The 21,356-nt window shown below is 30.9% G+C and carries 23 protein-coding genes and 1 riboswitch; of the genes, 1 reads left to right on the top strand and 22 read right to left on the bottom strand.

Annotated features, from left to right (window positions below; genetic code table 11):
• Window positions 1-20 precede the first annotated feature (20 nt).
• The 3 genes from ACX6CF_RS09375 to cobI all read right to left on the bottom strand — a co-directional run bounded on the left by ACX6CF_RS09375 (window position 21) and on the right by cobI (window position 2,536).
• Window positions 21-1,007, bottom strand: coding sequence for a helix-turn-helix transcriptional regulator (locus tag ACX6CF_RS09375; RefSeq protein ID WP_458785066.1), 987 nt, complete (start codon window positions 1,005-1,007; stop codon window positions 21-23).
• A gap of 78 nt (window positions 1,008-1,085) precedes the next feature.
• On the bottom strand, window positions 1,086-1,859 hold the full coding sequence (locus tag ACX6CF_RS09370) for a carbon-nitrogen hydrolase family protein (protein ID WP_458785065.1): 774 nt from the start codon (window positions 1,857-1,859) through the stop codon (window positions 1,086-1,088).
• Window positions 1,859-2,536: a precorrin-2 C(20)-methyltransferase gene (gene cobI, locus ACX6CF_RS09365; protein WP_458785064.1), complete on the bottom strand. Its 678-nt coding sequence runs from the start codon at window positions 2,534-2,536 to the stop codon at window positions 1,859-1,861. The genes ACX6CF_RS09370 and cobI overlap by 1 nt, the downstream gene beginning before the upstream one ends.
• A 284-nt stretch (window positions 2,537-2,820) precedes the next feature.
• On the opposite strand from cobI, the gene ACX6CF_RS09360 reads away from it, so the two are divergent.
• Window positions 2,821-3,546, top strand: coding sequence for a site-2 protease family protein (locus tag ACX6CF_RS09360; protein ID WP_458785063.1), 726 nt, complete (start codon window positions 2,821-2,823; stop codon window positions 3,544-3,546).
• A 206-nt stretch (window positions 3,547-3,752) separates the two neighbouring features.
• Here ACX6CF_RS09360 and ACX6CF_RS09355 read toward each other — a convergent pair whose 3' ends face one another.
• From ACX6CF_RS09355 to ACX6CF_RS09265, 19 genes are all read right to left on the bottom strand, one after another.
• Window positions 3,753-5,582, bottom strand: a complete 1,830-nt coding sequence (locus ACX6CF_RS09355) for a serine hydrolase domain-containing protein (RefSeq protein ID WP_458785062.1) — start codon at window positions 5,580-5,582, stop codon at window positions 3,753-3,755.
• Window positions 5,572-5,913, bottom strand: coding sequence for an ATP-binding cassette domain-containing protein (locus tag ACX6CF_RS09350; protein ID WP_458785061.1), 342 nt, complete (start codon window positions 5,911-5,913; stop codon window positions 5,572-5,574). Before ACX6CF_RS09350 ends, ACX6CF_RS09355 begins: the two co-directional genes overlap by 11 nt.
• Before the next feature lie 194 nt (window positions 5,914-6,107).
• The gene (locus tag ACX6CF_RS09345; protein WP_458785060.1) at window positions 6,108-6,953 is read right to left on the bottom strand and encodes a class I SAM-dependent methyltransferase; all 846 of its coding nucleotides are present in this window, start codon (window positions 6,951-6,953) and stop codon (window positions 6,108-6,110) included.
• 11 nt (window positions 6,954-6,964) lie between these two features.
• Window positions 6,965-7,690 (bottom strand): ABC transporter ATP-binding protein, encoded by a 726-nt coding sequence (locus tag ACX6CF_RS09340; protein WP_458785059.1) that lies wholly within the window; start codon window positions 7,688-7,690, stop codon window positions 6,965-6,967.
• Window positions 7,683-8,018, bottom strand: a complete 336-nt coding sequence (locus ACX6CF_RS09335; RefSeq protein ID WP_458785058.1) for an oligopeptide/dipeptide ABC transporter ATP-binding protein — start codon at window positions 8,016-8,018, stop codon at window positions 7,683-7,685. Before ACX6CF_RS09335 ends, ACX6CF_RS09340 begins: the two co-directional genes overlap by 8 nt.
• 108 nt (window positions 8,019-8,126) lie before the next feature.
• Window positions 8,127-8,621, bottom strand: coding sequence for an ATP-binding cassette domain-containing protein (locus ACX6CF_RS09330; protein ID WP_458785057.1), 495 nt, complete (start codon window positions 8,619-8,621; stop codon window positions 8,127-8,129).
• Window positions 8,608-9,417: an ABC transporter permease gene (locus tag ACX6CF_RS09325; protein WP_458785056.1), complete on the bottom strand. Its 810-nt coding sequence runs from the start codon at window positions 9,415-9,417 to the stop codon at window positions 8,608-8,610. The genes ACX6CF_RS09330 and ACX6CF_RS09325 overlap by 14 nt, the downstream gene beginning before the upstream one ends.
• Before the next feature lies 1 nt (window position 9,418).
• On the bottom strand, window positions 9,419-10,357 hold the full coding sequence (locus ACX6CF_RS09320) for an ABC transporter permease (RefSeq protein WP_458785055.1): 939 nt from the start codon (window positions 10,355-10,357) through the stop codon (window positions 9,419-9,421).
• Window positions 10,357-12,009 (bottom strand): ABC transporter substrate-binding protein, encoded by a 1,653-nt coding sequence (locus ACX6CF_RS09315; protein WP_458785054.1) that lies wholly within the window; start codon window positions 12,007-12,009, stop codon window positions 10,357-10,359. The genes ACX6CF_RS09320 and ACX6CF_RS09315 overlap by 1 nt, the downstream gene beginning before the upstream one ends.
• Window positions 12,010-12,215: 206 nt before the next feature.
• A riboswitch (cobalamin riboswitch) is annotated at window positions 12,216-12,360 on the bottom strand.
• A gap of 230 nt (window positions 12,361-12,590) precedes the next feature.
• On the bottom strand, window positions 12,591-12,863 hold the full coding sequence (locus ACX6CF_RS09310; protein ID WP_458785053.1) for a hypothetical protein: 273 nt from the start codon (window positions 12,861-12,863) through the stop codon (window positions 12,591-12,593).
• 23 nt (window positions 12,864-12,886) lie between these two features.
• A complete protein-coding gene (locus ACX6CF_RS09305) occupies window positions 12,887-13,990 on the bottom strand; it encodes a C47 family peptidase (RefSeq protein WP_458785052.1) in 1,104 nt (367 codons plus the stop codon).
• 493 nt (window positions 13,991-14,483) lie between these two features.
• Window positions 14,484-15,110, bottom strand: a complete 627-nt coding sequence (locus ACX6CF_RS09300) for a VOC family protein (protein WP_458785051.1) — start codon at window positions 15,108-15,110, stop codon at window positions 14,484-14,486.
• Between the two features lie 53 nt (window positions 15,111-15,163).
• Entirely contained in the window at window positions 15,164-16,132 is a 969-nt protein-coding gene (locus tag ACX6CF_RS09295; RefSeq protein WP_458785050.1) for a helix-turn-helix domain-containing protein, read from the bottom strand.
• A gap of 146 nt (window positions 16,133-16,278) precedes the next feature.
• Window positions 16,279-16,806, bottom strand: a complete 528-nt coding sequence (locus ACX6CF_RS09290) for a hypothetical protein (RefSeq protein WP_458785049.1) — start codon at window positions 16,804-16,806, stop codon at window positions 16,279-16,281.
• 183 nt (window positions 16,807-16,989) lie between these two features.
• Entirely contained in the window at window positions 16,990-17,697 is a 708-nt protein-coding gene (locus ACX6CF_RS09285; RefSeq protein WP_458785048.1) for an MBL fold metallo-hydrolase, read from the bottom strand.
• Between the two features lie 187 nt (window positions 17,698-17,884).
• Window positions 17,885-18,871: a serine hydrolase domain-containing protein gene (locus ACX6CF_RS09280; protein ID WP_458785047.1), complete on the bottom strand. Its 987-nt coding sequence runs from the start codon at window positions 18,869-18,871 to the stop codon at window positions 17,885-17,887.
• Between the two features lie 77 nt (window positions 18,872-18,948).
• Window positions 18,949-19,773: a MerR family transcriptional regulator gene (locus tag ACX6CF_RS09275; RefSeq protein ID WP_458785046.1), complete on the bottom strand. Its 825-nt coding sequence runs from the start codon at window positions 19,771-19,773 to the stop codon at window positions 18,949-18,951.
• A gap of 91 nt (window positions 19,774-19,864) precedes the next feature.
• Window positions 19,865-20,551: an HAD family hydrolase gene (locus tag ACX6CF_RS09270; protein WP_458785045.1), complete on the bottom strand. Its 687-nt coding sequence runs from the start codon at window positions 20,549-20,551 to the stop codon at window positions 19,865-19,867.
• The gene (locus ACX6CF_RS09265; protein WP_458785044.1) at window positions 20,548-21,222 is read right to left on the bottom strand and encodes a YczE/YyaS/YitT family protein; all 675 of its coding nucleotides are present in this window, start codon (window positions 21,220-21,222) and stop codon (window positions 20,548-20,550) included. The genes ACX6CF_RS09270 and ACX6CF_RS09265 overlap by 4 nt, the downstream gene beginning before the upstream one ends.
• Window positions 21,223-21,356: the final 134 nt, after the last annotated feature.

Below are 21,356 nucleotides of genomic sequence, written 5' to 3'. Positions count from 1 at the left end.
GCCGAAACTAATTTGTGTATTTATTGCTCCCTATTTGAACTGAAATTTTTTCGATAACTAGAAGGTAAATACCCAAAAAAATTCTTAAAACTTTCCGAGTATCTGCTGGCTGATGAAAATCCTGTCATACTTGCAATTTCAGTTATTTTTAAATTTCTATTGTCCAGTAATTCTTTTGACTTATTAAGCCGTGTTTTTATTACATATTTATGAGGTGAAATGTCAAAAGAGTCTTTGAATATCTCTTTCAAATATGTTTTATTAATATTATGAAGTAGGGCAACTTCTTCCAAGCTAATCTTTTTATTCCAATTCTCATCTAAATAATTTTTCACTTCATATACTCGTTTAATATAGTATTGATCGTACTCTCTTCTTTTTATATCAACACATTTGGAATGATGTGTCATACCATGGTACAATATTTCTAAAGCTTTTAACTTGATTAAATAGTTATTATTGTCTTTAACGCTCTCAAATAATTCCAAAAACAACTTTTCAAATTTTAAATCATTTTTATAAACCAATCCGCCATCTATTTCTTTCATTTGTGAATAGTAATCGTTGACAATCGTATCATTATTAAAAAAGTTTAGAAAGAACTTTTGAATACACTCATAATATCCAAATATACTAATTGAAACCAAGTTTTTATGATCTCCATCAAAACTAGAAAACTGATTATTACCTGCAAAATTAAATATATCACCTTTTTTAACAATTATAGACTTCTTGTCATTAATATTCATTATGGCATTTCCTTCAAGTATTTGATACATAGTTATTATGTCTTTATTAAACTTTACATCAGAGTTATCAATATACTTAAAATAGCAATCTGAATATTCGACAAAAACCCCTTCTTCAATGGTAATGAAAAGGATCTTACCTTTACCATATTGTTCTTTTACTATACATTCTATTATATCTCCCGTTACATTTTTGATATCATATAATTTAAATAACATAGGATCATTCATGACTTGCTCTAGATTATTATTTATCATTTTTTACCTCTTATAATTTAATCTATCACTTTCATATAGTTCAAAATTCAAGCTTTTATCAAAGCCTACAAATTAATATTAGAAATTATATTTTTTGTACACTTCAGGTTTCCTATTCAATATGAAACTTCTTTGTTTCATTGATGTTTTTGAATAATTTTGTTTTTCTACTTCAAATATCAACATATCTTCATTATTACTAGAACTGCAATCAATCATATCTCCATTGGGATTATAACAAATCATACCTCCACCACCTTGATGAGAGATAAGATTATTAGCCGCAATATAGACACGGTTGTCATATGCTCTTGCAACTAGATATTTCTTCCATGTTTCTACCCTTTTAGAAGGGTCATTTGGCACTGCAGAGGGAGCTAAGATTAAATCTGCGCCTGATAATGCCATATAAGTACATAGTTCAGGAAAATGTGTATCGTAGCACATCATAATTCCAAAAGTCAATTCCTTCTTAGTGAACACTTTGATGTCTTCACCTGCCGAAACAAAACGACTCTCCTTAGAGCCTATATGAATCTTGTGGTAACTTCTTATTGAGTCATCTATGACATATTGAGCTAGATAGTATTTATCTTCCACCTTCTCAATACCACCTACAACTATAGTCATATTATTCATCTTTGCTTGTCCTTGTAATAGGTTCAAATACTTTTTCTGTTCATTCACTTGCCATTCCAAGTTATCAAAGTTATAACCATTGAATGCCATTTCTGAAAAACATATTAGTTCAACTTCTTGTTCTTTGGCTTCATCAATAAATGATAGTATGGTCATCACATTATTCTCAATTTCATTAATTAAAGGCTTTGTTTGTACTATTGCTATTTTCATTATCGAATGATTCCTATTGTAAAGTACGGTACTTTTTCATTCAGATAATTAATATCTGTAGTAAAATATTCATTAGCAAGTCCAATATTAGACATGAAAATTGCACTTCGTTTTCCTTGCTTGATTAAATTTTTTAATAATTCCTGATTAGTACATACCTTCATTACAACAATACTATCATGAAGATTGAAAATCTCTTTTATTGTATCTTCATCATCTGTCATATTAACAACAGCCATTGATTCTTTTCCTATGCAAAGGGGACTTTTACTTAACGCAGCTCCATTAAGGAATGAGGGTATACCAGGAATATACTGAACCCCATCTAAATACTGACTGATATATGTAAATGTACTGTAGATCATAGGATCACCAAGGGTAAGATAAACCATCTTCTTACCTTCCTGTAACTGATGATTAATTTTCCCCCCATGTTCTTTGAAAATAGTATCAACATAGTTTTTATTTTCCTCAAAATCTATCATTGGAAAATGTAAATACTGTACCTTATCCATATCTTCTATATATGGTTTTGCAATACTAAGAGCCGTACTATTAGTTGATCCTTCTTTTTTGACTGGTACTAGAATAACATCTGCTTCTTTAATCATACGTACTGCTTTTATTGTTAATAATTCACTATCTCCAGGTCCTACTCCAATTACAGTTAGTTGCATTAGTATTCTTCCTTTCTATATTTAATAATATCTCAATCTTATCATTTATATCATTATATCAATTTTCACGCCAAATTTGTATCTTTTATATTATTTTTCCATTCTATTGACACACTCTATTGACACCCATATCATTAAATGATATATTATCACAAAACATATAATTAAATTAACTTATTTTGTAACCCTTGTGCTGATAATCCATGGAATTAATTTCTTTTTTCAAGTTATAAATCTAAAAATGCTTATTTAAATCCAACTAATAGAATAGGAGATATTGTTAAATGACAATCTTTCAAGTATTAATTTGTGCAGTTATTTGTTATATCATATCAGGGCTTATTCATGAACTAGGGCATATAGTAATGGGATTAATGAATGGATGGAAGTTTTATATGTTAGTCATCGGTCCCTTTGAATGGAAACGAGAGAAACCAAATGAAAAAGTACGGTTCTTCTTGGAGAAAAATATTATGATGTGGGGAGGAATGGGTGGTTCATATCCTATCAACACCAGCAAAGACAATTTAAAAATATGGTCAAAAGTACTCATTGCAGGTCCTATAGCATCAATAATTATAGGAATTACAATGATTCCAATAGCCATTATTACTGGAAATTTATTTTTCAGCATGTTAGTATTTATGCCAATAAGTATGGGCATAGTTAGTGGATTTCCTTTACCCTTAAAAACAGGGTTCCTTTACACTGATGGTGGAAGATGGATAAGACTCAAACGAGGAAATCAAGAAGCTGCTGAAGAAAAAGCATTATTCTTAATAACTGAGAACTCTATGATAAATGGCGAGAATTCCCTTCCAGATGAAGAAGTAATAGTACCTTTATTGAACTCAATTAACCCATCTATCCAGTATTATGGACTATATTATCACTACATGTTAAGTAAAAGTAATGATAATCAAACTGATATGAACTATGCACTAACAAAAATGAATGAACTAAAAACCAAAGTTTCAAAATTAATTATTGATGATTGTAAAATCAAATGAGTTAGTGTGAATATATCACATATTGTATTTATTTAAAAGCAACCACTTATCTCTACTGATAAATGGTTGCAACCACCTACAACAATATTCACTAGCAAGTCCAATAATAGACATAAAAATTGCACTTTGCTTTCCTTGTTTGATAATAATATCTCAATCCAATTATTTATATCATTATATCAATTTTCACACCAAACTTGTATCTTTTATATTATCAAAAACTTATATTCAATAAAAATATATATTGATATAATATACAAAACCATAGCTAGCACATCATTTTTTTTGATTTTAGGGTTTTTGTACATGTATAATATTGCAAACAATAATCCTAACAAACTTAACACAGTATTACTATACCTCATAACTGTCAAGTGGATAGATTGAACACTATAAGTGGATAAACATCCAAAGAAAAAATATCCTGACTGCAATACCATAATAATAAATATAATAGATATGGCTATTCTAAACAAGCATTTTCTTTTTTGCTTACTGTTTCTATTTCCTCTATATTTTTTGACTCCAACTATAAATGATATAATAAAATATAGAATGCTAATACTTAGTATCACTATTCTCAATATAATATAAAAAAACGTTCTATTATTTGGTGATGGTACATAATCATGGGCTATCCGATAGTTCATAATCATCTTGTCATCATTTTTCTTGAAACAAATTATACGTTCTTGTAACGGCATATTAGCATTATAAAAAATACCGTTACCCATATAATCATATATAGCTTTTTTCTTGAAGAATGGCATTTTAAGACTGATTTGCTTTTCATCCACCTGCCTAATGCTTATGAACTGCAAATCTCCGTATATCTTAGTAGGATTTGAATATACCGATCTTGCTGGTATATAATCACCTACTATATTCTTAATATCACTTTTGTCAAGAGATATGCTCCTGTTGTTTTCGTATAATTCTATTGGTTCTAATGAAGTCATTATCTCTGAAAAAATTGGTGAATCCATTACATTTACTATAATTGTTATAGATTCCTTCGTTTTCAAATCAAACCAAATTTGCGTCTTAAAACCATATGTACCGCCTTCGTGTCCATATAAACTATCTTTTCCTGGATATCTCCAAAAACCATATTTTACTTCACCTAGACCAGTTAGTGTAACACTAGATAATAATTTATCTAAAAATACTTTGTTATCTTTGAATAGTAACTCCGAACGATTAACTAAAGCATCTGCATATTTTGCCAAATTTAATGCAGTACCATTAAATGACCCTGCTGGAAAGACACTTAGATGCATCCACCCAGCATCTTCTAACCCGTTTTTCTTTTTACTGTACCCTGTAGCTTTGGCTTCATATAACCCTGATACATCTTTTCCAAATGGATGTATACTCACCTCTTCTAATTCTAAAGGAACCAGTATGTTTTTTCTTACATATTCCGAATATTCCATTCCTGAGCTTCTTTCTACTATCAATGCGCCCAATGCCGCACCCCAATTAGAATACCCACTTAATTCACCTGGCTTATATACCTGAAGAGGCTGTTTATCCATTAATGTCTTTGCTAGGGGTTGAAGGGCTTCACTTTCTTTCATTCTGATATCAGTAAAATAATCTTCAAATCCAGCTGTATGATTCATTAAATCAGGTACTGTAATTTTTGATTCATATTTTAAGTTTTTCAGAAAATCTTTTGGTAAATATGTTCTTACATCTTCATCAAACCTTATCTTACCCTTCTCTTCTAATTGAATTAAACTTATCCATATGAAGGTCTTTGATATTGAACCCCATTCAAATACTGTCTTGTCTAACTCAATACTTACCTTATCCTCTAGATTTGCATATCCATAAGACTTTTGAAACATGGTTTCGCCATTTTTTTTGATTATAATGCACGCTCCTGGCACATCATTTCCTATATGTTCCTTCACTATTTCATCTATTTTATTAAAATCAGCCTCACCATATGAAGCCCCAGCAACCATACAAAATAAATTGAACATCATGCATGTCATTATTAACCCAAATATCATCTTTTTACAGTTCATGCCAGCCTCCTTTGATAATCTCTTTTGCAAATATCTCTTTATCTGTTGTATCAAAACTTATCTTACCTTTTGCCAGATTTATAACTCTAGTACAACTTGACATAACCAATTCATAATCGTGTGTAATAACAAATACGATTTTTCCTTTTTCAGCTAGTGAACTCATCAACTTAGATACTTGATACATTCCTTTTAGATCAAGCCCACTTGTTGGCTCATCAAAAACAATAATCTTTTTATCAGATAGTTTACTTATTGCTACTGAAAGTCTTTGTTTTTGCCCTCCTGATAAAGATAAAGGATGTCTTTCAATAAAATCAAAATATAGCACTGATATATATCGGTGCTATATTAACATATTTGAAAATGAATGTCAATATCATTAAATATTTTTATCTATTTATGTTTTACCTTTCACAGGTAGCAATTTCACTTATCTATAAATACAAAAAGAGATAGGTATTTGACTGATATAATCAAATTCTATCTCTCTCGCAAAAAAACTTTTATTATTATGGCAAAACTTTAATCACAACTGGCACATCCATCAAAATAAATGTATGCAACTTTTTGAAACCATTGATAGTATATAATCCCATTTTCTTCTATAACACGTTGATTAAAGGTATCTATCAGATAATCAGCGTCCAAATCATAATTTCCAGCAATTTCTTTTAGTTCTTCATAATTAGATTGAATGTGGTCAATCTTAATCTTTTTATGAACATCCATTATTTCCAAATTGCCATCAATACCTAAGTCATAGAGAACATTCATGATATGGATGTACTCTTGACGCCTGAAAATACCTTTTTTGTTAGTACTATTCAATATTTCATCATATTTACTTCGCTGCATTGTCCACACTAAAACAACTTTTTCTCTTGCAAAAGAACGTATTTTTTTGATGGCTTCTTTCATATCAGATATCCTATATATAGCGTTTACTGAATATATGCTATCCACGTTGTAGTTTTCCATATCTTCTATTTTTCCATGTACCGTATGAACATTGGTTAAATCTCCAATTTTACATTGTAACTTCTGTAGCATATCTTCTGAAAAATCAATGGCTGTTACTTGCTTTTGCTTTAATGCCATTGGTAATGTAAATTTACCAGTTCCTGCTCCAAATTCTATAACTTCTTTTTGGGTACCGATGATATCCACCAACTTGTCAAAAGTTTTTGGCCAATAATCATACAATGATGGAATGGTATCATAAATAAGGGAATACTTTTCCCAAAATTCCTTTTCTATCTGGTCATCATAAGCTCTCTTATATGCGGTTTCACTGCTACATCCAAGTGTTTCTAACCACATATCATTAGTATCCTTTTCCAATTGTCTTATATATAAACTATGATTCATCAAAACCTCCATCAGTAAAAATATTCAAAACTCTCGATTAGATTTTTTGTATAGGTACTTTTAGGTTGTTCAATAACTTCTTCTATGGTGCCTTCTTCTATTATCTGCTTGTTGTCAATAATAATAATCTTATCACACACATGACTGACTAACTCAATATCATGGGATACAAAAACAAATGTCATTTTCTCTAATTTTTGAACGCTTAGAAGAAAATCAATAATCTCTGCTTGAACAGATACATCCAGCATTGATGTAGGTTCATCCAAAATCAATACTTTAGGTTTAAGTAATAAACATCTTATAATTGAAAGCCGCTGTGCTTCTCCCCCACTAATCTGATATGGATAACGGTCCATTAACTTATCATCCACTAAAAATGTATTAAGTAACCTCTTGATTTCTTCAAGGTAATCTCTATTGTGAATACGTCCAACTTCTTCTAGCTGATAACCTATTTTCCTTTTTCCATCAAAGCTGCTCTGAGGGTGCTGAAAAATCATCTGCACAACCTTGCTTTTTTCTTTTCTTCTATATTCTGTGGTTTTCACACCATTGAGATAGATCTGCCCTTTTGTCGGTATGGCAAGTCCAGTAATCAGCCTTGCTAATGTAGATTTACCACTTCCACTATCACCAACGATTCCAACCTTAGTCCCCGGTTCAACAGTAAAATTAATATTTTCTAATACTTCTCTTTTCTTAAATCTCATGGATACATTTTCTACTTTAATCATATGCATGACATCGTACCTTTCCACCGGGAATTCTTTTCATCTCAATCGTTGAATCTATGCATTTGGTATTTCGTTGATTACATCTTGTATAAAATTTGCACTTAGACGGATTTTCCATGCTATCTGGGGGATTAATTGGTACCATACCTTTTCTTATTGTTGAACCAATCAATCCTTTTGTATAGGGGTGTTTCGGATTATTGATAACGTCTTTGCTATACCCTGTTTCAACAACCTGTCCCTTATACATCACAACAATTTCATCACAGAATTTTCCTGCAAAATACAAGTCGTGAGTTATGACAATCATGCTTGATGTATAACGCAACTTCACCTTTATAAGATTTTCATAGACTATTTTTCTAAGTTTGGCATCAAGACCTTTTGTGGGTTCATCAGCAATGACAAATTCAGGATTGCAGATAATACCGATGATTCATAATATTCTCTGATTCATACCTCCACTAAGCTGAAAGGGATAGGATTTCATTATCTTATCAATATCCTTAAAACCAAATTGTTTCAAGTATGATCTGCCTTTTTCCTTAGCCTCTTCTTTACTTATATTGGTATGGGTCAACAAGGATTCTATGAGCTGTCTTTGAACCGTCAATATGGGATTTAATGATAAATCTGGATTTTGAGGAATAAACCCTATCTGACAACCTCGTATTTTTTTCATTTGTGCCTTTGATAGTTTCATATGATCTTGTCCATTATAAAAACACTGCCCTGTAACAATTGCTTCATTGGACAATAAGCGTAGTATGGACATACCTAATAATGATTTGCCGCTTCCCGTTTCACCAATTATTCCTGTTACAACATCCTTGGGGAAAGTTATACTCACATCATCAACACCATGTACTTTTCCATATTTAGTATCAAAAGTAACACTAAGATTCGTTATATCAATATTAGAAGTCTTCATTTCTAAGTCCTCCTACATCCATTCGATCTCTTATTCCGTCACCTATACTATGTACTGACCATACAAATGCTATAATACAAAACCCTGGTGCTAAAACCAGTTGTAAATGACTTCTAAAATATGGTCTTGCATCATTAATCATAATAGCCCAATCAGGTAGTGGCGGACTTAAACCTAATCCTAAGTAGCTAAGAGCGGCTACCCCTAGAACAACTCCGCCTATTTTTGATACAAAAACAATAATCAAGCTATCGGATATATTAGGCAAAATATGTTTTAAGATTATCAGTATGTCAGACCCTCCTATGTTCTTGAGGTTATCAACATAGTACTCGTTTTTAACATTCATAACCTCTGCTCTTATAAGCCTTGAAAATGATACCCAAGAATTGACCACAATGGCTATGATCAAACTTCTCATGGATGGTCCAAGTATACCTACTAGAGCAATCATAATACTTGTCCCAGGTAATCCCATAAATATATTTGAAATAGATGTAATAAACCCATCTAATGTACCACCATAATATCCTGCCAAAGCACCAATAATTATACCAAGGCACATGGATAATACCGTTGCAATCAATGCAAGTAAAAGAGACTGTCTACCACCATGTAATACTCGACTTAGGGTATCTCTCCCCAAGGAATCTGTACCCAACAAATGTGTCTGACTTGGTGATTCAAGTTTTGATGTCATGTCTATTGCCAAGGGGTCGTATGGAGCAATTATTGGTGCTAATATACTCAATAAAATAATCAGTATCAAAACACTAAGAGGTATTTTTATTTTCATATTAGCACTCACTTTCTTTAATTTTAGGGTTAATAGCGAAGTATAACAGATCAAGACCAAAGTTCACAAATATATAGGTTGTTCCTGTCAATATGACGTATGCCTGAATAACATAGTAGTCCCTTGCATAGATGGATTCAATGGCATAACTACCGATTCCTGGAAGAGCAAAAATACTTTCAACAATACTTGAACCTCCTAGTATAGATGCAAAATATAAGCCTAGATAAGTAGAAACTGGTATAATTCCATTTTTAAAGATATGGATAATGCCTATAGTATAACTTCTAAGCCCTTTGGCATTTGCAAGCACAATAAATTCTTTTGATAATACTTTTAAAAAACTGGCTCTTGTAAGCCTTGCAATAAAACCAATACTTGAAAGGGATACAACAATTGAAGGTAAGATTAATGATGTCTCTGATTCATAACCACTTGTTGGCAGAATATGTAATGTTTCAGCAAATATGGTAATAAGAATTATTGCAAGCCAAAAATTTGGTATAGATGATATAAATGTACAAAAGAATCTTAAAAAACCATCTATGAAACTGCCTTTAAATAACGTCATGATAACGCCAATCAAGATACCAAAGAAACTAGTAAGTATAAACCCATACGTGGCAAGCTTAAGCGTAACGGGCAATCTCCGCACTAATTCTTCACCAATGGACTCCTCTGTATATATACTTTCTCCAAAATCAAGTTTAATCACTTTTTTTATCCAATTAAAATATTGTATGTGTACAGGTAGATCCAAACCAAGTTCATGTTGTTTTTCTACTATTTCCTCATCACTAGGTTCTGTTATACCATCTCTTGTTAGAGCAATATAGGCAGGATCTCCTGGAGATAATACACCTAGTAGAAAAGCTGCCAATGTGATACCTATAAGTACAGGAATCACATTTAGCATTTTTTTTAATATATAACCACCCATTAGTCAGCCCATTTCGTCTTTTCAAGAGACACGCCGTAATACATAGCTTCATAACCTTCAATCTTTTTATTATAAGCAATTAAGTTTACATCATTAAAATATGGAACAGCTGGAAATTCATTAACGGAATATGCTTGAATCTTATTATATATTTCTTTACGCTTATCCATATCTATTTCATTTTCAACGTCAGTAATTAATGTATCTACTTCTTTATTGGAATAACCAAAATTCCATCTTTTGTTCAAACCATTTTCAGTTTTCATCATAGTTTTAAACAGAGTGTTTGGCTCAGCACTGGATAATCCTTTTATCTTCAAACTAATATCAAAATCACCTGCTTTTACCACATCATTCCATGCTGAACTTTCAAGAATTGTAATCTCAGCATCTATTCCCAGTTCACTAAGTTGAGCCTGCAATAACTGGGCTTCTTCTTTGTTTGGATATCTATCTAGCTCTCCTTGTCTTAACACGAAAGAAACTTTTACTCTTTCATCACCGAGAATTTCTTTTGCCAATTCTTTTGCTTTTTTAACATCCTGTTCAATTTCAAATTCTTTATAGAAAGGAGTACATGCATTAAGTACATTTACTGTAGGTTCACCTAAACCTGCATAAAAACTATCAATAATCAATTGTCTATCAATTAATAAACTGACTGCCTGTCTCAATCTTAGATCATTAAAAGGCTCTTTGTTACCGTTCAAAAGTATATAGTGAGTAATTGTACTTGGTGTGTGTGATATGCCAAATCGATTGTCTTTAATTAGTTCCATAGCCATTACAGGCTGAATAGCCCCAAGATCAATAACACCCATTACCTCTTCTGCTTTTAATGCTGCAAATCGTGTATCTGGTGATGGGATTACTTTTATTTTAATTCTTTTTGCTAATGCTTTTTCACCATAATAATCATTATTTTTCTCAATTACACAATATTCATCAAGAACATTTTCAGTTAATTTGAAAGGACCAGTTCCCATAGGGAAACCATTGAAATTACCTTCCTCATCAAAATTATTAGGACTAAACATAGCACTACCAAAATCAGTCATTGAATAATCCAATGTTGGCAAAGGATTTTCAAAAACTAACTCTATGGTATAATCATCTTTTTTATTCACTTCAAGTAACCCAGGATATGTTCTGTTAACATCCATTCCATAAAAACTTGAAGACTTTTTCCCTAGTTTCATTCGGTTGAAATTCGCAATAACAGCATCTGCATTAAATACTTCTCCATCATGGAACGAAACACCTTCTCTTAACTTGAATGTCCATACAGTATAATCTTCGTTTGCAGAATAACTCGCTGCAAGTTTTGGCTTAGGACCATAATCTGAACCTTTTGTAATAAGCGGTTCCCATACCATCAATGCAGAACTACAGTAATAGGCATCTTTTTCTCCCGGTGCAATATTCCTCGTTCCTGCTAGTACAATCTCTTTGGATTGGTCAACTAACACTTCTTCATCCACCAGCTTCACTGAATCTGTGTTATCTTTAGCCGTACCATTATCTACATTTGCTGCTCCTGCTTTTTGTTCTTCTTGTAGATTTTGATCTCCTTTTATGTCTTGATTACTCTTACATCCTGTAATCATTATAATGAGAACCAAAAAAGTTACTAATACTGCTCTTTTTTTCATTGTTTTCTCCTCTTCCTTATTTTTTATATTTTATATGGACTCCTTATTTAAATATTGTAACTCCATATTAAAACAATCTACTAAAAGAGGATAACAAACAATTTAATTCTTAAATAAAAAAAGCCCCTAACAAACGTTAAGAGGCCTTTAACCCATTTATAAAAGCAACTAAAATGATAAGTACGAATTTTAATCCCCTTTCGACTAATCTAATACCTATTAAGGCAGGTCTCCTGACTCGTAGTATATAATATAAATATCATCACTACTTACAGTGGTGGGTCCGCGTCAGCCTTTAACTGACTTTCCTATTCTCCTTATTGCTAAGGCACCTTAATATACTATATATTCAATTGTAATTTCCTTATTTGTATATCACTAACATTATACCTGCAAAAATCAAAGAACACAATAGTTATTAAGAATTTAGCCTGTTATTTTGTAGAAATTTGTAGAATCCATGATTTTATGGATGATAGATACAAATAATAAGTGAACCACCATTGTCTTAAAAAACATAAGTGATTCACTATATTTGGGGTTGGGACTGTTATTTAGATATAAAAATTTAATTATCTATTCTATATTGCTTTTTTATCTTTTTCGAATCTTATCAGTTCATCATTTTCAAGACCTTCGTTAAATCTAAGATAGATTCTACTCTTATCTTCATCTACATAAACTTTTGTATTCTTATATCCATCTTTATTTGTTTGAAACTCTTCTGTTGGCATTTTACAGCTATTAATTATTTTAATAATTGTACCTACATATGTTATTGATTTAACCATATTACTATATGGGTATGATTTGGGTAATTCTGAAGATATTCCATATAGGTTACTATCATACATTACATATGGCTTTTTAACAGCTTTTATAATTTACTCCAATCATATATTGTGGTATCCCACTTAAAACTTGCTGAAGGGTCTACTGTATATACTTGAGTATCCATTGGCATTGTTTCATAGTATTTATACCAAGGATTCCATATTGAATACGTATTGTTAACTTTATCATAACCTCTAAGCACTAATGCATGTCTAGCTCCTTCGTAATCCCCTCTGCCTTCGCATCCTATATACATTGGCTGAGAATTGTCTATTTGTGAAACTACTGAACTAAGTGATAGTGTATATGATCTCCTTCTTGGATAAAGACCTTTCCTCTGTGCATACCTAATAAGTTGATAATTAGTAATATACTCATCTTCTAATTTTTCGCTATTTGGATGATAATATGTCATTATATCTTTTGCGTATACATTAGTATTAGTTTTATATCTAATTATAGCAGCTCCAGCAAAGGCGGAACACCATGATTGTCGCCCTTGAACCTCGGCTAAATCAAGGGATAAATTATTTGATGATACACTGTCTATAGAAAATAATCGTCTTCTTGAACTATGCAGACCTTTAATAATATTTTTATTATTTTTTTCATTTATGTTTATTGTAATATTATTATGATCCTTATTATTTATTGAGTAATTACTAGCACTTCTACCTAGAGGATCTTTTTTAATTGTAGTAACCTTATCCTTAATTACGGTTACTACATTTCCATTATTCATAGCTAATCTTGCTGGACTATTTGTTGTTGTTTTTCCACTAACACTTAAAAGCTCATTTACTAAGTAAGGAGATAATATGCCTGTAATATTTCCATCTACCTTATATACCCTAAATGTATATTTAAGTTGTCCTTTTTGAAATACAGGGAAATAAAACACATCAAGATCGGATTCTTTTTCTTTTTCTATACTAAATACCTGTCCTATTGTAATATCTTCTAAACTAATTTCACCCTCATTGTGTTTTGAGTTTAGAAAATTGTCAATATTATTATTTACATAATTATGTATACTCTGAGGGCACTCCTTAGTTAAAAGATATACTCCCAAATCACTTGCATTACTAACTATTGTAGTGGATATAAATAAACATGCTACTAATAATAAACTTAATATTTTTTTCATTTATTTTTTCCTCCCTATTCTATTTATTACTTTATAACATAACCTATTGTTGCCAGTTACATTTTAATTTGCTATATATGTTATATTTATGTTGATTCTTGTAAATTAACTGTATCTCTAAATGTCAATTTAGATATTTATATTTTATCACTCCTTTCATTAATACATTATACAATAAATTATTTAAATAATTTGTAGATTTATAGCAAATATATATTATTCTTAATATTTTTAATTTAAGCGCTATTATTATTGTACATTTTAATGTTAAACATAGCACCAACTTTAATATAATAATTTCAATATACATATTTTAAATATTTAATAATTTTTAAAATTAAAATATATATTTTAGCATTTGATAATAAAAATAAACGTACTGAATCATCTCGTAAAACACAAAAAATAGGCATCTGATTGATATAATCAAATCCTATCTCTTTGTTTTCTCACACTGAGGTACCGTGTGTAGACATATTTTTTTAGTTAAGTACTAATTTAATTTCATATACTCGTATTCTAAATCTTTAACTCCTACGCCTACAAACAACTTAAGTCTTTCATCGTCACATAACTGTTTAATAACAGGGAAAAACTCCTCTTTAGTCCCGAAAGAAACACTTTTTATCCGTTTCACTCCATTTGGATGCACGTAATCCTTTGGAGGTCTTACATTGATGTTAAACTTGGTTGCCAAAACTGGAATTTCCAGATCATTAGGAAAGATACCTTTAAACCGCAATTTTCTATTCTTAGCGTCTGTCCTCCCTGATTTTGCCTTCAAATATTTTAGATTTGCTTTATCAAGGATTTGTTGCTCAATATCCACATCAAACCTATCATTTTCTATGGCAACTCCAATCAATCCTTCACTGGAATCATCCCAGGTATTAAGTCTATGTACAAAAGCTTTTTTACCAATGAACTTAAATATTTTCTTTGCAAAGGAAGGTACACCTGTATTATGTAATAATTCAAGATATGGTCCTTCCGCAAAATATATTAAGGCATTACAAGAATTTTTATTCTTGCCATATTCAACTGTAAAACCTTTATTAGTATATTCTTTTACAGCCTCCTCCAAGTCATTTACTTTATATATAACATGTCCTAACTTCATTTTTAACTCCTTTTCTATTCTTTTATTTTAATTAAAGTCATATGCACTTTTCATCATCCTTTATCCGAAACATCTATTCTGGTTTTCCTGTATTCTTTTGGTAATTTTCCTATGACCTCTTTAAATGCACTGGAGAACTTACTGGGATTAGTATAACCAACCATCAATCCTATGTCAGCGATGGAAAAGTCACTGAGCATTAACTTTTTGGCTGCATAGTTCATTCTGTATTCACGCATATATGTATTAAGGGGTTTACCGTACATCCCCTTAAAGCAGTTGGTCATAGCTGTTTGGGGAATCTTGTATTTATCTGATAGCTCCTTAAGGGTAAAACGGTGCTCCAAGTCGCCGGTTATGGTATGATGGATCAGTTTCACTTTCTCAATATGGAGTTTATAAAAACATTCATCCACCTCATTAACTGCATGGATATCCGAAGAATCCAGTAATAATAAAAGTTCCATAATTTTCAATATGATATATGTATTTTTATGGTGATTCTTAGAATGTCTGATATTAGAAAAAATTTGGTTCACCACAGGGTGATTTCTAACGAAATAAGGTGATGAATGAGCAGTAAACTTTCTACGCATCTGTTCCAGATCCACAGGAAAATCCAAAAAATTCTGGGTAATCGATTCTTGAGCACTAGGCAAGAAAAAGCATAGAGTTATATCATAAAAATGATTCAATGGAAAAATATACTTACGTATGGGATTTTCACGACTATCCATAATCATATCACCTGGTTTTTGATAATATATCTTTCCTTTTTCCAGTGGTACTTCAAGTCTACCTTCATAACAGTAATCCAGACAGAATACATCTGCATTATGCTCCAATTCACTCTCTAAACTACTCATATGAATGTCACTTAAAATCAGGTAGATACCATCCAATATTTCATAAGATGTCATTACTCCTTCACCAGTCTCATTTCTTATAATACTAACTCTAGACACCTCATTTTCTATAATTGATACGGATGCACCTGCATTCATTTGTTCTATCCCTGCCATATTTTTCCCTTTCTTAAATAAATTAATATCATTCATTATATAGTATATGAATTTTCCTTTCCACTCCATTTCAATGTAAAATGCTCTATCTCATTATGACTTTTCGGGTCTGTAGTACTATTTATATTTGAATGAGGATAACATCTTTAGAGTCTTAATGAATTCAACTTAATTATTATTTCCTTCCATTCCTTAACAAGTAATCTATTGTAGTCTACTTCATTTGTATTCATATAATTTTCTAAATCTTTGTAGCATACTTTATGTTCTATCAATATTTCCTCTATCATTTTGTGTATCTTTAAAATTTCAGAATAATTAAAGTCCTCTAAATCATCCTGAAGTATTTCTACTAATCTATTATCAAATGTATTTTTCTTACCCGATACACCTGATATTCTATATGCACTACATAACTCGTTGTAATGATCATACATTTCAAAACCAAGCTTATATATTTTTTTGTCCCTATCTTCTTGCATGTTGTCTTGTTCTAACAACTCAATGATTCCACAATTATCTACTGCAAACCCCCATGATTCAATTGTAATATTAGAATCAACATAACTTTTCAACTTATAATATTTTGAGCTAAATATTATTAACAATACACTTAAAATTACTATTACAATAGATGAAATCTTATTTTCAAAAATATATTTAATTAATCTCAAAATTAACCTCCCTCAAACCGCATCATCATATAAAATATTCTTCTCTTAAAACATAAAAAGAAATAGGCATCTGATTAATATACTCAAATCCTATCTCTTCATTTTCTCACACTGTGATACCGTATGTAGACATGTTTTTTTAGTCAAGTATGTACTGTAAAACACCTTTTAAATTTATAAATATTACTCTGTAGCTTTTACCATATTTTCTTTCTTATTTTTGTAAATATTCTTTTTAAGTTTTTCTATTTCAAAAATTTCCCCATGTGCAGGATATATCGTCTTGACATTTTCCTTAATAAGCTTCTCCCAGCTTTGATAGTATTGTTTCAAATCAGTAATTAAAATAACACAATATCTTGTTCCCATAAAATTCATCATATTTGCAGCAGCATCACCTACAATACAAATCCCATCATTGAGTAGTAGTGAAATTGAATCAACTGTGTGCCCTGGTGTATAAATAATTTTTCCGGGAACATCTATTCCAATTTCTCTTAATGTTGTTTCCTCACTAATTATAATATCATTATTGTCTACTTTATAAGCTGGAAAAGTAGAGTCCCATTCTTTATTTAATTTCTTAAACATTTTTATTGTCATATTGACTCTACGGTTAATATATCCGCAACCAGAAGGCATATCGTTTTTTCCCTTTGCAACAAGAGCTACACATTTTTCATGCATAATAATTTGACAAGATTTATTGCAATTCTTTATTTCATTTAATAGACCTGCGTGATCATCATGGTGATGGGTTAATAAGACATAAGCAATATCATTGATGCTGATATTTAGATTTGATAAGCTTCTGTAAAACAATGCTTTGTCTTTTTCATAGCCTGTATCTATAAGTAAATACTTATTCTTAATGGGAATTAGATAACACATTGTTGCACTTAATTTTAATTTGATTATTTCTATAATTTCTCCCCCTTTCCTTTTTTGATATTTAGTTAATCACATAACTATAAAAACCTAACAATTTTATCCATTATTGTTTTAGTAACTAAAATATATCATGAGAATAAAAATTTGTCAATATATTTTAGCTACTAAAACATTTTCATAGCCCTATTCATTCTTTCTTGAATATTGGTTCAATATATTCTTTTATAAATTCTATCCTATCTGTTACATTTTGCCTAAAAAAAGAAGCAATAGAAACTACTATTTTTTTCTTTGCATTGAAATAAATCACATTTCCTCCGTCTCCCATAGCTGCACAGGTCTGTTCTTTTTCATCAATAATCCACCATAAATAACCATACGCAAGATTGATTTTTCCCCATCGGCTATGTTCCTTTATACTCTCGTTCATCCATCTTGTTGAAACAATTTGTTTTCCATTCCACATTCCACCATCTAAGTATAATTGACCTATTTTTGCCATATCTCTAGGAGAAAGAGTAAGCCCCCATCCTCCTGCATTTACTCCAGCCCCATCAGCAACCCATCCGCTGATACTCTTAGATTTATTGAATTCCAGTTGTTCCTCTTTACTATGAAAAATCACATTACTCTCAACAGTAATTCCTAGTGGTGAGAATAAGTTTTCTGTTGCAAAATCTAACACAGATTGCCCAGTTACTTTTACAAGTATCCCTGACAAGATATCTGGTCCTATGAGTGGAGTGTATTTAAATTCCCCTATCTTCCCTCTGCCCCCCAATAAATCAAGTGTAAATTTTACCCAATCATTACTGGTAAAATACTTTATGTAGGGTACAACAGCCTTATATCTATATGGAGCTGTCATTGTCAGCAAATTTTCAAGTGTAACATTCTGTATTGTTTTTTCTTTTTTTTTAACTACGTAATCTGGGAAGAAATCCAATACTTTCTGGTTGATACTTTTGATATACCCTTTATCTACGGCAATCCCTATCAATATGGAAATAATACTTTTTGTTACTGAATAAACATGAATTCGGCTGGTAGCAGTACATTCATTGAAGTAATTTTCATATAATGTTTTACCATCTTGTAATACAACCATACCTGCAATATTGCTATAATCATTCTTTATTTTCTTTTCCAACTCTGTTACTTTTTCTTGATTCATATAATTTTCTCCTTTATCATTTACTGTGTTTCTAGGTAAATGGGCTTTTCTTAGTTCAATATGATAATATGAAAGTTTTACACTTTCTTTTTGACAGGATAATAAATTTCAGTTATAAGCTCACTTTCTTTTTGAACTTGAGAAGGGTCAGTTACATATACTTCATAAAGTGCATTGTTAGATTCATAGCCTTCCTTTTCTACCCATTCACGTTGCTTAGTGTATATAGAAGACAGGTTAGAATAAGAACCACACAGAACTGTTTTTAAGCATAATCCTGGATGAAAATCTCTTGTACCTGTAACATATTCTTTTATTGGAATAGCAAATTCAGTATCCAAACCAGATGGACTAAATTCTGCACTGTGAAAAAGTACCATTGGTGGAGCAAGTATTGTTAATTTGTCGTCTTGAATTCTCTTAACTAATTTAGTAAAGTTATTACTATATTCTTCAGCAAATTCATATTTATGAACCATTTTTCGTAAAAATAGAAGATACATTTTTGGTACCTCTACAAGTTGAACATTAATATTTTCCAGATAAGACATAATAGATTTTCCTTGTTTCAAATTAAGGATATCATTATTTAGTTGGTCAGAAGTATTTTTTAATTCCTGTAGTTGATTCTCAATTTCTTTTTTCTTTTTGGTAAGTGCCAAGTAAAGTTTTTCGTCCTGTAATTCTTCTGACTTGAGAACTGTTTTAATTTCCTCTAAAGAAAATTTGTATGATTTTAGGCGGTTGATAAATAGCATCGTTTCTAATTGTTCAACAGAATAATATCTATACCCATTTTCAGGGTTAATTTCAGCAGGTAGAATCAGCCCTATTTCTGCATAATAACGTAGCGTCTTTGTAGATACTTTACATATATTTGAAAACTCTCCAATAGATAACATAGATTACCCTCCTTATAGTGTATCCTATATGCTTACCTTTATCTTACACCTTGCCCTACGGGTAAAGTCAAGTACACACTTCAATGTAAATTCAAATCTGTTCCATAAAATTAATCAAGGTTTTTACATCTTTGTAATCTTCTATTACCATAGAGATATCAGGTATTTGCTGGAGCTGTTCCTTAGATAATGTGGATGCAACTCCTATAATTTTACTTACTCCTGCTCTATGGGCAGCTTCAATACCTGACATAGCATCTTCAAATACAATGCAATCACTAGGCAATACACCTATATTTTGAGCTGCTTTTTTGTATATCTCCGGTTCAGGTTTACTTGGAATAAGTCCGTTATCATAAACTACTTGTTCTATGTTAAACCATTTTCCCAAATCTAAATTTTGAAAGAAGAATTTAAGATTATTTAGACCAGATGCTGTTGCAATGGTAAAAGGTATCTGTTGCCTTTTTAAATAATCCAAAAACTCAACTAAACCATTCGCCAATCGATAATGCTGCTTATCTAAAAGACATAATTGCCTGTAAACAACTTCTTTTTCTTCTGCTAGTTGGTCGATTTGTTCTTTACTTAATCTATTCTTCAAAAAATATGAAAATGAAACCTCAGCATGAAAACCATGGATATATTTCTGAAATTCTTCATTTGTTATTTCTCTGCCTATTTTTTTATATAAAAATGTCTTCCAAGATTTTTCTTGTATTTTACTGTCATAGAACATAGTACCATTAAAATCAAATATAATACCTTGTGTTTTCATATAATCCTCCTATTTTGTTTCATCTCTTTATTCAAATGGTTTGTTGTTTTACAATGACACTTTCCATAGAGTAACGGTTTGGCAAGACGTTTGTTAAAGAAGTCAATTGCAGAACCAAGGAAAAATGCAGTGATTATAGTTCCAATCCCAATCGTGGCATTAAAAATAAATCCTATAATTACGCAAAGAACATCCGAAATAATCCTACATATGCGAAATGGAATCGGCAATTTATCTGCTAAGATCAAAGATATTGCATCATATGTAGAAACGCCCATATTTGCAGTAAAATAGAGAGAAGATGATGCGCTAATAATCAGTAATCCCAACATCAATGTAATGACTCTAAGAAACATATCTGCATTTGGGAAAATTACAATTAATAGTTCCAACGTATACTCAACCATATATCCGAATAAAAAAAGACTGAAAATGGTTGCAATACCTATGTAATGTCTATCAAAAATCAATGTGATAACCAGAAAAGCACCTGTCACTAGCATACATATCATTCCATACTGCATACAGCTAAGATTTGCCATTCCAGTTACTAACGCATTAAAAGGATCAATTCCTAGATCTGCAAATTTTAATAATCCACATCCTATAGCAGTACCTATAATCCCAGATATAACCATACCTAACCTTTTCCAAAAAAATTCTTTTATCACAATAAATAATCCTTTCCTAATATCTTTTATGGGTATTATTCATTCTTCCTATAGTTGACACTAATTGGTTATGTTATAATTATATAGCCAAACAGCGTTATATTATATCATATTCAAGACTATAATTTGTAAAT

The sequence above is a fragment of the Vallitalea sediminicola genome, from assembly GCF_054408565.1.
The sequence above is the reverse complement of the archived record's forward strand: the minus strand, read 5'-3'. Positions and strand labels throughout refer to the sequence as shown.

Coding starts and splice junctions, on each gene's coding strand:
- ACX6CF_RS09375 (WP_458785066.1), bottom strand. CDS start 1,007: ATGATAAATAATAATCTAGAGCAAGTCATGAATGATCCTATGTTATTT.
- ACX6CF_RS09370 (WP_458785065.1), bottom strand. CDS start 1,859: ATGAAAATAGCAATAGTACAAACAAAGCCTTTAATTAATGAAATTGAG.
- cobI (WP_458785064.1), bottom strand. CDS start 2,536: ATGCAACTAACTGTAATTGGAGTAGGACCTGGAGATAGTGAATTATTA.
- ACX6CF_RS09360 (WP_458785063.1), top strand. CDS start 2,821: ATGACAATCTTTCAAGTATTAATTTGTGCAGTTATTTGTTATATCATA.
- ACX6CF_RS09355 (WP_458785062.1), bottom strand. CDS start 5,582: ATGAACTGTAAAAAGATGATATTTGGGTTAATAATGACATGCATGATG.
- ACX6CF_RS09345 (WP_458785060.1), bottom strand. CDS start 6,953: ATGAATCATAGTTTATATATAAGACAATTGGAAAAGGATACTAATGAT.
- ACX6CF_RS09340 (WP_458785059.1), bottom strand. CDS start 7,690: ATGATTAAAGTAGAAAATGTATCCATGAGATTTAAGAAAAGAGAAGTA.
- ACX6CF_RS09330 (WP_458785057.1), bottom strand. CDS start 8,621: ATGAAGACTTCTAATATTGATATAACGAATCTTAGTGTTACTTTTGAT.
- ACX6CF_RS09325 (WP_458785056.1), bottom strand. CDS start 9,417: ATGAAAATAAAAATACCTCTTAGTGTTTTGATACTGATTATTTTATTG.
- ACX6CF_RS09320 (WP_458785055.1), bottom strand. CDS start 10,357: ATGGGTGGTTATATATTAAAAAAAATGCTAAATGTGATTCCTGTACTT.
- ACX6CF_RS09315 (WP_458785054.1), bottom strand. CDS start 12,009: ATGAAAAAAAGAGCAGTATTAGTAACTTTTTTGGTTCTCATTATAATG.
- ACX6CF_RS09310 (WP_458785053.1), bottom strand. CDS start 12,863: ATGTATGATAGTAACCTATATGGAATATCTTCAGAATTACCCAAATCA.
- ACX6CF_RS09305 (WP_458785052.1), bottom strand. CDS start 13,990: ATGAAAAAAATATTAAGTTTATTATTAGTAGCATGTTTATTTATATCC.
- ACX6CF_RS09300 (WP_458785051.1), bottom strand. CDS start 15,110: ATGAAGTTAGGACATGTTATATATAAAGTAAATGACTTGGAGGAGGCT.
- ACX6CF_RS09295 (WP_458785050.1), bottom strand. CDS start 16,132: ATGGCAGGGATAGAACAAATGAATGCAGGTGCATCCGTATCAATTATA.
- ACX6CF_RS09285 (WP_458785048.1), bottom strand. CDS start 17,697: ATGTGTTATCTAATTCCCATTAAGAATAAGTATTTACTTATAGATACA.
- ACX6CF_RS09280 (WP_458785047.1), bottom strand. CDS start 18,871: ATGAATCAAGAAAAAGTAACAGAGTTGGAAAAGAAAATAAAGAATGAT.
- ACX6CF_RS09275 (WP_458785046.1), bottom strand. CDS start 19,773: ATGTTATCTATTGGAGAGTTTTCAAATATATGTAAAGTATCTACAAAG.
- ACX6CF_RS09270 (WP_458785045.1), bottom strand. CDS start 20,551: ATGAAAACACAAGGTATTATATTTGATTTTAATGGTACTATGTTCTAT.